This window comes from Providencia sp. PROV205, assembly GCF_028479505.1.
In the GTDB taxonomy this organism is placed as follows: Bacteria; Pseudomonadota; Gammaproteobacteria; order Enterobacterales; family Enterobacteriaceae; genus Providencia; species Providencia huaxiensis.
This window is the reverse complement of the sequence record NZ_JAMPNU010000025.1, coordinates 50,185-63,168: the sequence shown is the minus strand read 5'-3', so window position 1 is coordinate 63,168 and position 12,984 is coordinate 50,185. Positions and strand designations below refer to the sequence as shown.

Here is a 12,984-nt window from a genome sequence, read left to right as displayed (position 1 = left end):
TATGGTTTATTCAATACTATTTTATTCATGTCATACATGAATAGCGACTGTTGACCATAGTGTAAAGCAAATTACATCAGAACGGCACCATTGCATGAGGTTAAGCTAAAAATAACCATGCAAAAGGCGCAATACTTATATCTGTTGCTCAAACCAGCTTTCAAGGATCACCACAGCAGAGGCTGAATCCACTTTGCCTTTACTTAGTGCTCGATAACCACCTTGTTCAAAAAGGCCAGCTTTTGCTTCAACAGTGGAAAGACGTTCATCGTGTAATTCGACTTTAACACCAAAACGGCCATGAATCCGATTTGCAAAATTACGGGCTTGGCTTGTAACAAGTTGCTCGGTACCATCCATATTAAGGGGAAGGCCGACAATAACCAACTTAGGTTGCCATTCTTTAAGTAACTTTTCGATTTGTTGCCAATCAGGACGGCCGTCACTGGCTTTTAGTGAGGTTAATGGCCGTGCAGTACCTGTAATTTCTTGCCCAACCGCTACACCGATACTTTTGGTTCCAAAATCAAAGGCTAACAATGTTCTTCCAGACATTAAGCATGCCCCGCTTGCATTGAAATTGTATGAATATCAATACCAATTAACTTAGCTGCTGCGGTCCAGCGTTCATGAATTGGTGTGTCAAAAATAAGCTGAGGAGACGCTTCGACAGTTAGCCAGCTATTTTCCATAATTTCCCGTTCAAGTTGGCCAGGTTCCCAACTTGCATAACCTAGTGCAACTAATGAGTTTGCGGGGGAATGTTCACTTCCTAACATCTCTAAGATATCTTTTGATGTCGTCACCATCACTTCATCATTTAAGTGCAGGCTAGATAAAAAGCCTTTAACTGGAGTGTGTAAGATAAACCCATGCTCTTCTGCAACAGGGCCACCTGCGATAACAGGCTTTTTTAAATTACGATCATCAATTTTATCTGAAATCGTGATTTCGAGTTTTTTGAGCATCGTATCGACGGAAAAGTCATCAATAGGTTTGTTAATCACAATCCCCATCGCCCCTTTTTCGTTGTGCTCACACACATAAACGACCGATTGTTCAAAATAAGGGTCTGTTAAGGATGGCATGGCGATAAGAAAATGGTTTTGCAGATTCAAACTTAGACTCCAGCAAATTTAATCACAATTAATAGAATACAATAAAAGGCTAAATAATCGGTGGTAGAACAAACTGATGACGTTTACCGTGTAAAAACAATAAAAATCATCAGTAAAGATAAATCACCGCTATAAATTATTTATTGAGACGGCGTTCAATGGCATCCATTAACATACCGGTAATGGAGATATCAAATGCGGCTTCAATTTCCCGTGCACACGTTGGGCTGGTCACGTTAATTTCAGTTAAACGGTCACCGATGATATCAAGGCCAACAAATATTAAGCCTTTTTCTTTCAATGTTGGCGCAACAGCACGTGCGATGGCCCAGTCACTTTCAGTTAATGGACGCGCTTCACCACGGCCACCCGCAGCAAGGTTACCTCGGGTTTCGCCTTGAGCTGGAATTCGTGCTAAACAATACGGAACGGGTTCACCATCAACAACTAAGACACGCTTATCACCATCTTTAATTGCTGGCAGGAAGTTTTGTGCCATGCAGTAGCGGGAGCTATGTTCTGTTAGCGTTTCAATAATCACACCCACATTTGGGTCATCTTGCTTGAGGCGGAAAATCGAAGCGCCACCCATACCATCTAGTGGTTTAAAAATAACATCGCCATGTTTTTGGTGGAATTCTCTCAACTTTTGTGGGCTGCGAGTGACTAATGTGTCTGGTGTTAATTCAGCAAACCAAGCCGTGAAGAGTTTTTCATTACAGTCACGTAGGCTTTGCGGTTTATTCACAATTAAGGTGCCAGCTTGTTCCGCTCTTTCTAGAATATAAGTCGCATAGATAAATTCAGTATCAAAAGGTGGGTCTTTACGCATTAAAATGGCATCAAGAGAGCTCAGGGCAATATCTTGTTCTCCCTGAAATTCATACCATTTTTCTGGGTTTTCTTCGACCGTCACGATTTTAGTTTGTGCGCGAGCTTCACCTTGGTGTAAATACAGGTCATTCATTTCCATATAATGGATTTCGTAACCACGACGCTGAGCTTCCAACATCATTGCAAAACTGGTGTCTTTCTTGATTTTGATGGACGAAATAGGGTCCATCACTATACCGAGCTTGATCATTTTTTCTCCTTACCCCAGATCACCTAAGCGCACTTGCAGTGCTGTGATAGCGGTTAGCGCAGTCGTTTCTGTTCGTAATACTCGAGGCCCTAACAGTATATCGGTAAATTGATAATTTGCTGTCATGGCAATTTCGTCTGCTGATAAGCCACCTTCTGGGCCAATCAACAATCGTACTTTCTTCAGTTCAGTGGGTAACGTATTAATACTTTCTGTTGCTCGTGGGTGCAAATTAACTTTAAACGCACCGTCATTTTCCGCGCACCAGGCTTCCAGTGTCTGCACTGGGCGAATTTCTGGAATTCGGTTACGGCCACATTGTTCGCAGGCTGCAATCGCAATTTTTTGCCATTGCAGTAATTTTTTTTCCAGTCGTTCACCGTCTAAACGAACACCACAACGCTCTGATAATAAAGGTGTTATTGTGTTAACCCCGAGTTCAACAGATTTCTGTATGGTAAATTCCATTTTTTCCCCACGAGACATGACCTGTCCTAGGTGTAAATCGAGAGGAGATTCTCTATCGTCAATCTGGCTATTTTCAATGTGCACGAATACATTTTTTTTAGTAGCTTCAGTAATTTCAGCGCTAAAGATTTGATTGCTGCCATCAAAAAGTTCGAGTTTTTGGCCCGCAGTCATGCGTAGTACCCGACCTACATGGTTTGCAGCATCATCACCAAGAGAAATCGTTGTATTTATTTGAAGAGGCTCTGGGTGATAAATGCGTGGAACGCGCATAGTTTTTCCTTAGTACAGACAGGGTTAATAAATAATATAGCTTTGATGAATATGGGGGTTGAATTGTTAAACTCAAGCACTGCTACCTAGTTTATAACGAAATACTGGCCTTTTATAGTATGTCTGTGCCATAAGCGACATCTTAAACCGCAATGAAAGTGAGCTAGGTGATAATGATATTCGAATAAACCGATTATACCCTACGGAATTAAAGTGTTTGGAGTAGAGAAAATTCACAGTATATTTATTTTTATCTCCATAAAGGAATAAGGAGTTAATATGAAGGAGTTAATCTGTATTTTAATGTCATCGGTCATATCTATTATTTCGCCGTCGGATCAACTTACATTATCGTGTCAAAATGAAATTAACATTTACTTGATTGATTTTACTGTTATTTTTATTTATTTTTCTATGCTGTTAATATCGGTTTTCTCAACTAAAAAACTGCTAATCTATTTGCCTGTTATCTGTTTCGGTGAATCGAAAATTATTATAAAAAATACTATTCTGCTTCTAATATATAGTGCATTAATTTTTATAATATATTGCTCATCTAACAGTTTTCGTATGGTTTTATTTTTAGTGTTATATATTAATTTAATAATTCCATTATTTATTATTGATAATAAAATAGGTTATCTCCCTGATATCCTTACATACCCATTATTATGGTTGGGGCTGTTATATCAAATCCATTTGCCTAATGGGAATGTTGTTTCCGCTATTTATGCGGTGTTGCTCGGTTACTTAGTGATGCTAATGGTGGTGACATTGGTTGAGAAAAAAACGCAACAACCGCAAATGGGAAGAGGGGATTTTAAACTCGTTGCTGCTTGTTCGGCCTGGCTTGGGCTTTGGCAGTTACCTTACTTTTTGGGAGCCGCCGCAGGCGTGGGCTTATTACAATACTGGGTAACCTATGGAGTATTGCCTAAAATATATCCCAAAAAGCAGCAAACAAGTCTAGCTTATTTGGAGAGATCACCTCGGGCGAAAATAGCTAAGAAAACGAAGAAAATCCCATTTGGACCCGCGTTAATTATTAGTGCTAGCGTATGGTTGTATCTATCAATAATTGAATAAAATGACAACCATACACGCATACAGAAAAGGGAGTTTATTAAGATGCGGCAGTGACTAAAGAATCTAAAAACTGCTGCCATTTACTCGGTTCACCAAGGTAATTTTGTAATGGAACACGTAACCATTTATCTTGCTGTTGTATCAACAGAGTTGGAAAACCAGAAGCCCCTGACTGCGCTAACAGAGCCTTACTGCTTCCGATGTGGGCTGGGGTTTCATGTTGTTCACATTCGCTGTAGTCGGACAGATACTGAGGTACATCAAGGCCAATATCTTTTGCAAGGTCGAGAAGCACGTCAACATCTTTAATATGGCGCCCTGAAATATAGTGCGCTTTTTGGATGGCTTTAAGCATTTCAAAGCCTTTGCCTTGCTTGGTTGCCGCTAATATAGCGGTTTGCGGTGGTGTTGAGTCCATAACCAAATTAGGTTCGTGTAGCATTTTTATATAGTCATCGCCAAACACTTGTCCTGTCATTGATGCAATGCGCTTATCTGATTGCAGAATATATTGGCGAAAATTATCATCTAAATGTAGACGAGCGTCACCTGCTAGCATGCCACCACCATGCATTTCAATGTTGATACTTGGGTGTTGCTTGGCAATTTCGACTAAAGGTGCTGCAGCGTAGCACCAGCCGCAATAAGGGTCATAAATATAGTGTAGGGTGATGTTGCTCATAATCGTTCTCTTTATTTGCTATTTTTAAGTAATTTGAATTAAGTTGTATCATTACCATCAAAAGATTAATACCACTATCATCTAGTTAAATCAGCCAAATTGTTTTAGGTAAGTCATTCAGTGTGTAGATACGAGGCATACCGCGCAACTGGCTGAAATAGTGAATATTACTTAATTACTGAGGCCATTTCATTTCGCCTTTAATGACTTTTGCACTAAGTTCTAAGCTTGATTTATCATCTAATTGTGGGTACTTCGCTGCAACTTTTTGGATGAGCTCATCTGAGTTTTTACTTGTTTTATATGCACTTTCAAAGTCCTGTAAATATTTTTGAGTGAAAGAAACCGTCGTTACATCTAGTTTAGACGCCCCCGTAAAGTGGCCGGGAACAACGGTTGCTGGGTTCAGAGCTTTGATGTCTTCTAATGTTTGTAGCCAATTTTTACGCGACTCTTCTGTTTGTGTATCAGCAACCCAAACATGAATATTGTCAGAAACAATGACACCACCCACAACGGCTTTCAATGATGGAACCCAGACATAGGTTCTATCTGGCGAAGCGCCATCAAGGCCTTTAATTTCAAGTCGTTCGCCATCAACCGTAAAGCTATCTCCTTTAATCACTTCAGGGACGATAACATGAGTAGGGGCTTCATCTTTTAATACACCGCCCCAGTAAGCAAGTTTGCCATCTTTAGTGGCTTTAATGGCTTCAACTGTGTTTGCTGTCGCGACCACCTTTGCCTCTGGGAAAGCGTTTGTTAGGGTATCGAGCCCAAAATAGTAATCTGGATCTGAATGGCTAATATAAATCGTGGTTAATTTCTTATTGAGTTTTTTGATTTTATCAACCAATTGTTGTGCATCATTTTTTTGAAATTGCGCATCAATCAGTACCACTTCACTTGAGCCGCTAATAATTTCAGAGGAAACAGGGAACACGCTGTTATTTCCGGGGTTATAAACATCCAATGCCAGTTTTTCAGCTTGTGCTAGATTCATAGTTGTGGCGAATAATGCGGTTGCTGCTAATAAGGTCAATTTCATGTTGTATCCTAAAATGAAGTTATACAGAAAAGTTTGTTTTGCATGTCGTGTATACTAAATTGCAATGATAAGATGAAAAACCCCATAATTAGGTGTTGTTTGTTGCATAATTCGGTCAAATGAGAGTGGCATGGATAGATTAAAAGCGGCAGAAGTATTTATTACTATTGTTGAACAGGGCAGCCTAAGTGGCGCAGCTGAAAAACTGGATATGTCGAGAGCGATGGTGACACGCTATTTGTCGGAAATGGAACAGTGGGCGGGGGTCCGTTTACTAAATCGCACCACGCGGAAATTAAGTTTAACTTCCGCAGGGGAAGGTGTATATCAACAATCTTTGCAACTTAATGCTATTTCCCAAATGGTGCCTGTGCAACAAGAGCATGATGCAAAAGCATTATCCGGTTTAGTGCGCATTAGTTGCTCACAATCTATTGCCCAAAGTGCGCTCTCTGTGGCTATTGCTGAGTTTATGACACTCTACCCGAATATGGCTATTGATATGCAAGTATCGAATAAATCGGTTAATTTAATAGAGGAGCGAATTGATTTAGCGATCCGCATCACCAATCAGCTGGAACCGAGTTTAATCGCTAAACCCTTGTCAACTTGCCATTCTGTTATTTGCGCTTCACCTGATTTTTTAAAAGGAAAAAAACATCCTGAAAAACCAGAGGATTTAGTTTTACTCGATTGCTTAACCTATAATTTTTTTGGTCGTAGCTTATGGGTATTTGAAAAAGCAGGCATGCAGCATAGTGTGTTAGTTGATGGGCGCTTAAGTGCTAACGAATCCGTATTTCTCGCTGAAGCAACATTGCAAGGCGCGGGTATCTCTATGCAACCTTATTATTCAGTCGCTAATCATTTGGCTTCGGGGGAGTTAGTTCAGTTATTACCTGAATATACGCCAATGCCACTAGGTATTTACGCTGTGTATACTAGCCGGCAAAAAATGCCAACCGCCCTGAGAGTGGTGATTGATTATCTCGCTAACTGGTTTGAAACTTCACCTCACTGGCAGTTATTGATGCAACAGCGCGGAAGTTAGCTGGGTTTTTATTTGATTAAAGTTATCCTCTAAATGTTGAGTAAAAATATTGGTCAATTGTGATGAGGGGCGGTGAATAGGCCTTATCAAGCTAACAGTAAAAGGAATCGAAAAACTGAGTGGGCGCAGCGCTAACTTGCCAGCGGATTGTTGGTGAAAATCTAATGCGGTTAAAGGGTTAACAATAGAAATTCCAATTCCTTTTAGTGCCATAGCGCAAATAGATGAAGCCGAATGTGTTTCCATGACCATTTTTCGTTCGACGTGGTGTTCCGCAAAGGTTGAGTCAATCAACTGACGGTAGCTGTCAGTTAATGACAGGCTAATAAAACGTTGGTCTTGGAAATCGTTGGGGGTTAACACGTCTTTTAGGGTTAAAGGGTGGCTTGTGGGTAAAACACACACTTCATTTAAACTTCCCAGTGTTTGTTGTTCAGTTCCCGGTGGCATTTGCAGATGTTCAGTAAGGCCAAAATCGTAACGTTGAGCCGACAACCATTCTTCAAGAACCGGGGATTCTTGCGGGATCACTGTGATGCTGACCTCTGGGTAGTTTTCCATAAATGACTGGCAAACTTGGGGTAATAAAGATTGGGCGAAAGCCGGTAGACAGGTTATCGATATTTGTGCATGTTCGAAGCGGCGGATGGTTTCTGCTGAATTTTTAATACGTTCCAAGCCATAATAAGAGCGTTCAACCTCTTCAAGAAACCGTAATCCTTGTGCAGTAGGTTGTAACCGCCCTTTGACTCTATCGAATAACTTAAACTGCAAAAGGTATTCTAAGCGTGCAAGTTCACGGCTAATAGTGGGTTGTGAAGTGTTCAGCAGCGCGGCGGCTTCCGTCAGGTTGGGGGTAGTCATTACCGCACGGAATATTTCGATGTGCCGCCATGAAATGGCTTGCATAGAAAGTCCTTAAATAAATTCTATATCAAATATGAATAGACTTTAGCAAAATAGATATTTTTTTTCCCGTATTATTCTTTGAATAATAGCTTTTAATATAATAAAAACTTGCAAACGAGAAAGACAATGACTTCATTCGCAACGACAACAAGCCAATATTTAACTCCTGAGTATTTACGTGTATTACCTGAGCAGTATGGTAGCCCTGTTTGGGTTTATGATAGCGCGGTGATCATTGAGCGTATCAAGCAATTACAAGTTTTTGATACCGTCCGCTTTGCACAAAAAGCGTGCTCGAATATTCATATCCTGCGCTTAATGAAACAGCAAGGCGTTAAAGTCGATTCCGTTTCATTAGGGGAGATTGAACGTGCGCTGGTGGCAGGGTTCCAGCCTGGGCGTGAAAACTCAGAAATCGTATTTACTGCAGATGTGCTCGATAGAGCGACATTAGCGAAAGTCACTGAGCTAGATATCCCTGTAAATGCAGGCTCGATTGACATGCTTGAACAAATTGGCGAACAAAAAGCAGGTCATCCGGTTTGGTTACGCATCAATCCGGGTTTTGGCCACGGCCATAGCCAAAAAACCAATACTGGTGGCGAAAATAGTAAGCACGGTATTTGGCACGAAGACTTACCTTTAGCGTTAGAGAAAATTCGCCATTACAATTTGTCGTTGGTTGGCATTCATATGCATATTGGTTCTGGGGTTGATTACCAGCACCTTGCTGATGTGTGTGATTCGATGGTGGCGTTTGTCACCACCGCAGGGGTTGATCTTCATGCAATATCAGCGGGTGGTGGGTTATCCACACCTTATCGTGAAGGTGATGAAGTAATCGATGTGCAACATTATTACAGCCTATGGGATAACGCTCGCCAACGTATCGAACAACACTTAGGGCACGCAATTGAACTTGAAATAGAGCCTGGCCGCTATTTGGTTGCTGAATCAGGCGTATTGTTAGCCGAAGTGCGAGCTGTTAAAGATATGGGGAGCCGCCACTACGTGTTAGTGGACAGCGGTTTTAATGATCTCATGCGCCCAGCGATGTATGGCAGCTATCACCATATTTCACTGTTACCCACGGATGGACGTAACGTTGATGGGGCTCAACTAAAAGACACTATTGTCGCTGGCCCTCTGTGTGAATCAGGAGATGTATTTACCCAGTTAGAGGGCGGTTTAGTGGTGACTCGCGCTTTACCCGAGGTAAAAGTTGGCGATTTCCTCGTTTTTCATGATACGGGGGCTTATGGTGCATCCATGTCATCAAACTACAATAGCCGCCCATTATTACCCGAAGTGATGTTTGTGAATGGCAAACCACAATTGATTCGCCGTCGCCAAACGATAGAAGAGCTATTGGCTTTGGAGTTGTAAGCCTTCCTTTCATTATAGATAAATAGATAACGGCATCTTACTCATAGGCTATTATTGTAAGATGCGGTTATTCTGATTCACCACATCTATATTTCCATGTATTTTACCTACCTTATGTAAATTCTACGCAATACAATAAAAATCAGAAGGTAAAAATCGGTGCAAAAAGCGATGAGGGTTCTTCGTAAACTGTATAAGTATGAAAATAGCCAGTATGACGTTGAGCGTGAGGTTTCTGTTTATAGTCAAAGTACACTTTCAGACAAAGAACAATTGGAACTAACACGAATTAATTGGCAAGTGAATCACATTGAGTCTTTCAATGACCATGCTGATATTATGCGCAAGTTCAACAGTTTAAAAAAAGAGGAAAAACTCAGCCAAGAGCGCTGTTTTGATGCTTTCATTGCAGGTGTTGGGGGAAGTTATTTACGAGGACGTTCAGTACTAGGTGCTTTCCATAAACTCCAAAACATACAGATTCATGACTATATAGAAAAAACACAACTAGCCTGTTGCTGGGTATGCAGTGACTACAACCGAAAAATCTATATTAATGATAGTTATTTTCAGTACTGCTTATATTACGGAAATTCCTATACAGGTAATACCTCTTATGCTTATTTAAATTTAAAACATTTACTTAATGTTGAGCCAGTACAGCCATTTGGGGACGATAAAATTAAATTTAACCAGTTATTGGATTTATTCCGTTCTGCTAAGGATGATGAAACCCCCGGTCATTTTGAAAAGCGTTTGGCAGAAGCCAAAATAATCCCGGGTAATAAATACACACATAGAGGGGTTTTACAATCTTTAGCATTAATCGGTGTGATACCAAATCAGTTTATCCCTTTATCATTAGCATCGATGGTTAATTTTGGTGACCTTGTGAGTGCTGAGTCCCAGTTAAACAATACTAAAGGTCGCTCTGATATGGAGATGCCATGGGCTGGCTGGAAAGGACACTTAGGTATTGATGAAGACAAAGTGGTTGAATATTTCAATGATTATTTACTTTAAATATGAATGTCAAAGGGAACTCTTGAGTTCCCTTTGATTTACAAGTAAAAATCAATCAAGCCGCTTTCTTTTTCTTACTAGCTTCTTCATTTGACGGCTCATTTGGCGACTTTTTTGTAGGAAGTACACCCAAATCATCAAATTCAAACTCATCGACGTTGATCGTCCGTAACCGACTTGCTTCTGCTCTACGCAAGATATCGGCTTCCTCTTGCGTAATCACATTTTCAGGAAGTAATTGGTCAGCAAGCTTATCTAAGCGAGTAAAGCTGAGTTTGCGCTCTTTTAAACGGCAAATACGTTCGAAAATAGGTTCAGCGGCAATGATATCCAGTAATGCTTGGTTAACTAAGCCATGAGGGTTGTTTTCCGTAGGCGTTAAATACTGACCACGGCCCAATCTGTCGCGCGTTTCTGATGGTTCCATCAGGATTTGAGCCAACTTATGGTCTAATCGGTCTGATGGTGTTGACATCGCACGGCCAGTAGGGAACAGCGTGATGCGCATGACCCCAGCAACCAACTTGTTAGGGAAGTTTTTCAGAAGGTCATCCATCGCTTTTTCTGATTGATATAAACAATCTTCAACTGCCCATTTCACTAGTGGTAAGTCAGCTTTTTGGCGGCCTTCATCTTCATAGCGTTTTAAAGTTGCAGATGCGAGATATAAGTTACTTAAGATATCCCCTAAACGTGCTGAGATACGTTCGCGACGTTTTAAACTGCCACCTAACACGCCCATGGCAACATCGGATAGCAATGCTAAGTTGGCACTTTGGCGGTTTAGCATTTGATAGTAACGACGAGTTTCATCTTTGGTCGGAGCATGACTTCCACGGCCATTGGTCAAACCAAGCCAGAAGCTACGGAATTGATTACTAATTACATGACCAATATGGCCAAATACGGCTTTGTCGAATTTATGTAAGTTGTTATCCTGCGCAGCGGCCATTTCTTCTAATACAAAAGGATGGCAACGGATAGCCCCTTGGCCAAAGATAATCATACTGCGGGTGAGGATATTTGCCCCTTCAACCGTAATGGCGATCGGTGCGCCTTGATAGGCTCTAGCAACAAAGTTTGAATCCCCAAGGCAAATGCCTTTACCGCCAGTAATATCCATGGCATCAATAATGGCGCGCTGGCCTCGGTGCGTACAATGGTATTTAACAATAGCAGATAGAACAGCAGGTTTTTCACCTAACATAATCCCAGAGGTAATGAGAGTTGCCGCCGCATCCATAAGATAAGTATTACCAGCAATGCGTGCTAATGGCTCTTCAATCCCTTCCATTTTCCCAATGGGTAACTTGAATTGGCGACGAATATAAGAGTAAGCCCCTGTTGCGATGGCAATACTCTTCAAACTACCCGTTGAGTTCGATGGCAATGTTATGCCACGGCCCACAGAAAGGCACTCAACCAACATTCTCCAGCCTTGGCCTGCCATTTTTGGACCACCGATAATGTAATCGATAGGTACAAAAATATCTTGTCCGCGGGTAGGGCCATTCATAAATGGAATATTTAGTGGGAAGTGGCGATGACCAATTTCAACTCCTGGGGTGTTGGTTGGAATTAATGCACAGGTGATACCAAGATTTTTCTCACCGCCTAATAACTTATCAGGGTCGGAAAGTTTGAATGCGAGGCCTAATACAGTGGCAATCGGCGCTAAGGTAATATAGCGTTTGTTCCATGTTAAACGCATCCCTAATACTTGCTCGCCTTGCCATTCACCCATACAAACAACACCTGAGTCTGGGATAGCACCGGCATCGGAACCTGCTTCAGGGCTGGTTAGCGCAAAGCATGGAATTTCTTCACCCGTAGCTAAGCCAGGTAAATAACGTTGTTTTTGTTCGTCAGTACCATAATGTTGCAGTAATTCGCCCGGGCCTAATGAATTTGGCACACCTACCGTGATAGCAAGAATACCAGACACGCCTGCGAGCTTCTGTAGAACCTGTGACTGTGCATATGCGGAGAACTCAAGGCCACCATATTCTTTTTTGATGATCATAGCGAAGAAGCGGTGATCACGTAGGTACTGCCATACTTCAGGTGTTAAGTCCGCAAGTTCATGGCTAACTTCGAAGTCGTTGACCATGCCACAAACCGTTTCAACAGGCCCATCAATAAACGCTTGTTCTTCTGCCGTTAATTGAGGTTTTGGGTAGTTGTGTAGCTTGTTCCAATCAGGAGCTCCACGGAAAAGATCACCCTCCCACCACGTTGTTCCTGCATCAATCGCCTCTTTTTCTGTACGAGACATCGGTGGCATGACTTTTTGGAACATTTTCATCGCACGAGCGGAAAAAAGAGATTGGCGCACTGGGCTGAATACAAAAGGAAATAGTACCAAGGCGACTGGTAGTAACATCCAGTAGCTCCAAAGGTTCATTGCGCCCATCACCGCGGTATAGGCTAATAACAATATCGAGCTAAAAATTAAAGAGGTTTTGTGATAACAAAGTACGCCGATTAAGGCGAGAAATAACACAATGCTGAGAAGGATCATAGTTAAGCTCCCGTCTACTTGTAAGAGGTCTGACCTGTTTGTTGCTTTAATCTATACCCATTAATAAAGAATTAGCAATGTATTTACATCTTAATTACAACTTAGCTCACAAAAACGTCATGTAAAGGAAGTTATTGCAGTAATTTGTCTTATTGGTTATGAGTTTTGATGAATTTTGTCGATAGGGCCAAGACAGCACAATCAAAAGTAGAAACAAAATTATCCCTGTGCAACAATCTGACTATTAAAGATTAATTACTGATATCTATCTGAGTTTTGCCATGGAGCGCCATTTTTCTTTTAGGATAATTTGGATATGAATTAATCGTACTCTC

General features: G+C 41.3%; 12 protein-coding genes. 4 read left to right on the top strand and 8 right to left on the bottom strand.

Annotated elements, in window-relative coordinates; translation table 11 throughout:
• Positions 1-135: 135 nt before the first annotated feature.
• The 4 genes from ruvX to rsmE form a co-directional block, all read right to left on the bottom strand.
• Complete coding sequence (ruvX, locus tag PR800_RS15490; RefSeq protein WP_272531118.1) at positions 136-555, bottom strand: Holliday junction resolvase RuvX; 420 nt, start codon at positions 553-555, stop codon at positions 136-138.
• Positions 555-1,118 (bottom strand): YqgE/AlgH family protein, encoded by a 564-nt coding sequence (locus PR800_RS15485; protein WP_102139765.1) that lies wholly within the window; start codon positions 1,116-1,118, stop codon positions 555-557. Before PR800_RS15485 ends, ruvX begins: the two co-directional genes overlap by 1 nt.
• A 136-nt stretch (positions 1,119-1,254) precedes the next feature.
• On the bottom strand, positions 1,255-2,202 hold the full coding sequence (gene gshB, locus PR800_RS15480) for a glutathione synthase (protein ID WP_102139764.1): 948 nt from the start codon (positions 2,200-2,202) through the stop codon (positions 1,255-1,257).
• Between the two features lie 9 nt (positions 2,203-2,211).
• Complete coding sequence (gene rsmE, locus PR800_RS15475; RefSeq protein WP_102139763.1) at positions 2,212-2,943, bottom strand: 16S rRNA (uracil(1498)-N(3))-methyltransferase; 732 nt, start codon at positions 2,941-2,943, stop codon at positions 2,212-2,214.
• Positions 2,944-3,222: 279 nt separating this feature from the next.
• Between rsmE and PR800_RS15470 the strand changes: the two genes are divergently transcribed.
• Entirely contained in the window at positions 3,223-4,029 is an 807-nt protein-coding gene (locus tag PR800_RS15470; RefSeq protein WP_272531117.1) for a prepilin peptidase, read from the top strand.
• A 37-nt stretch (positions 4,030-4,066) separates the two neighbouring features.
• On the opposite strand, the gene PR800_RS15465 is transcribed toward PR800_RS15470, so the two are convergent.
• Both PR800_RS15465 and PR800_RS15460 read right to left on the bottom strand, forming a co-directional pair.
• Positions 4,067-4,711, bottom strand: coding sequence for a DsbA family protein (locus PR800_RS15465; protein ID WP_166267749.1), 645 nt, complete (start codon positions 4,709-4,711; stop codon positions 4,067-4,069).
• A 175-nt stretch (positions 4,712-4,886) separates the two neighbouring features.
• Positions 4,887-5,759, bottom strand: a complete 873-nt coding sequence (locus PR800_RS15460) for an MBL fold metallo-hydrolase (RefSeq protein ID WP_272531116.1) — start codon at positions 5,757-5,759, stop codon at positions 4,887-4,889.
• Between the two features lie 130 nt (positions 5,760-5,889).
• On the opposite strand from PR800_RS15460, the gene PR800_RS15455 reads away from it, so the two are divergent.
• Complete coding sequence (locus PR800_RS15455) at positions 5,890-6,810, top strand: LysR family transcriptional regulator (protein WP_272531115.1); 921 nt, start codon at positions 5,890-5,892, stop codon at positions 6,808-6,810.
• On the opposite strand, the gene PR800_RS15450 is transcribed toward PR800_RS15455, so the two are convergent.
• Complete coding sequence (locus PR800_RS15450; RefSeq protein WP_272531114.1) at positions 6,784-7,719, bottom strand: LysR family transcriptional regulator; 936 nt, start codon at positions 7,717-7,719, stop codon at positions 6,784-6,786. The genes PR800_RS15455 and PR800_RS15450 overlap by 27 nt on opposite strands.
• A 126-nt stretch (positions 7,720-7,845) precedes the next feature.
• On the opposite strand from PR800_RS15450, the gene lysA reads away from it, so the two are divergent.
• Complete coding sequence (gene lysA / locus PR800_RS15445; protein WP_210844408.1) at positions 7,846-9,105, top strand: diaminopimelate decarboxylase; 1,260 nt, start codon at positions 7,846-7,848, stop codon at positions 9,103-9,105.
• 159 nt (positions 9,106-9,264) lie between these two features.
• Entirely contained in the window at positions 9,265-10,128 is an 864-nt protein-coding gene (locus tag PR800_RS15440) for a hypothetical protein (RefSeq protein WP_229597547.1), read from the top strand.
• 55 nt (positions 10,129-10,183) lie between these two features.
• Here the strand turns inward: PR800_RS15440 and fadE are convergent, their stop codons facing one another.
• A complete protein-coding gene (gene fadE / locus PR800_RS15435; RefSeq protein WP_166267739.1) occupies positions 10,184-12,649 on the bottom strand; it encodes an acyl-CoA dehydrogenase FadE in 2,466 nt (821 codons plus the stop codon).
• Positions 12,650-12,984 lie beyond the last annotated feature (335 nt).

Coding starts and splice junctions, on each gene's coding strand:
- rsmE (WP_102139763.1), bottom strand. CDS start 2,943: ATGCGCGTTCCACGCATTTATCACCCAGAGCCTCTTCAAATAAATACA.
- fadE (WP_166267739.1), bottom strand. CDS start 12,649: ATGATCCTTCTCAGCATTGTGTTATTTCTCGCCTTAATCGGCGTACTT.
- PR800_RS15470 (WP_272531117.1), top strand. CDS start 3,223: ATGAAGGAGTTAATCTGTATTTTAATGTCATCGGTCATATCTATTATT.
- PR800_RS15465 (WP_166267749.1), bottom strand. CDS start 4,711: ATGAGCAACATCACCCTACACTATATTTATGACCCTTATTGCGGCTGG.
- lysA (WP_210844408.1), top strand. CDS start 7,846: ATGACTTCATTCGCAACGACAACAAGCCAATATTTAACTCCTGAGTAT.
- PR800_RS15460 (WP_272531116.1), bottom strand. CDS start 5,759: ATGAAATTGACCTTATTAGCAGCAACCGCATTATTCGCCACAACTATG.
- ruvX (WP_272531118.1), bottom strand. CDS start 555: ATGTCTGGAAGAACATTGTTAGCCTTTGATTTTGGAACCAAAAGTATC.
- gshB (WP_102139764.1), bottom strand. CDS start 2,202: ATGATCAAGCTCGGTATAGTGATGGACCCTATTTCGTCCATCAAAATC.
- PR800_RS15455 (WP_272531115.1), top strand. CDS start 5,890: ATGGATAGATTAAAAGCGGCAGAAGTATTTATTACTATTGTTGAACAG.
- PR800_RS15450 (WP_272531114.1), bottom strand. CDS start 7,719: ATGCAAGCCATTTCATGGCGGCACATCGAAATATTCCGTGCGGTAATG.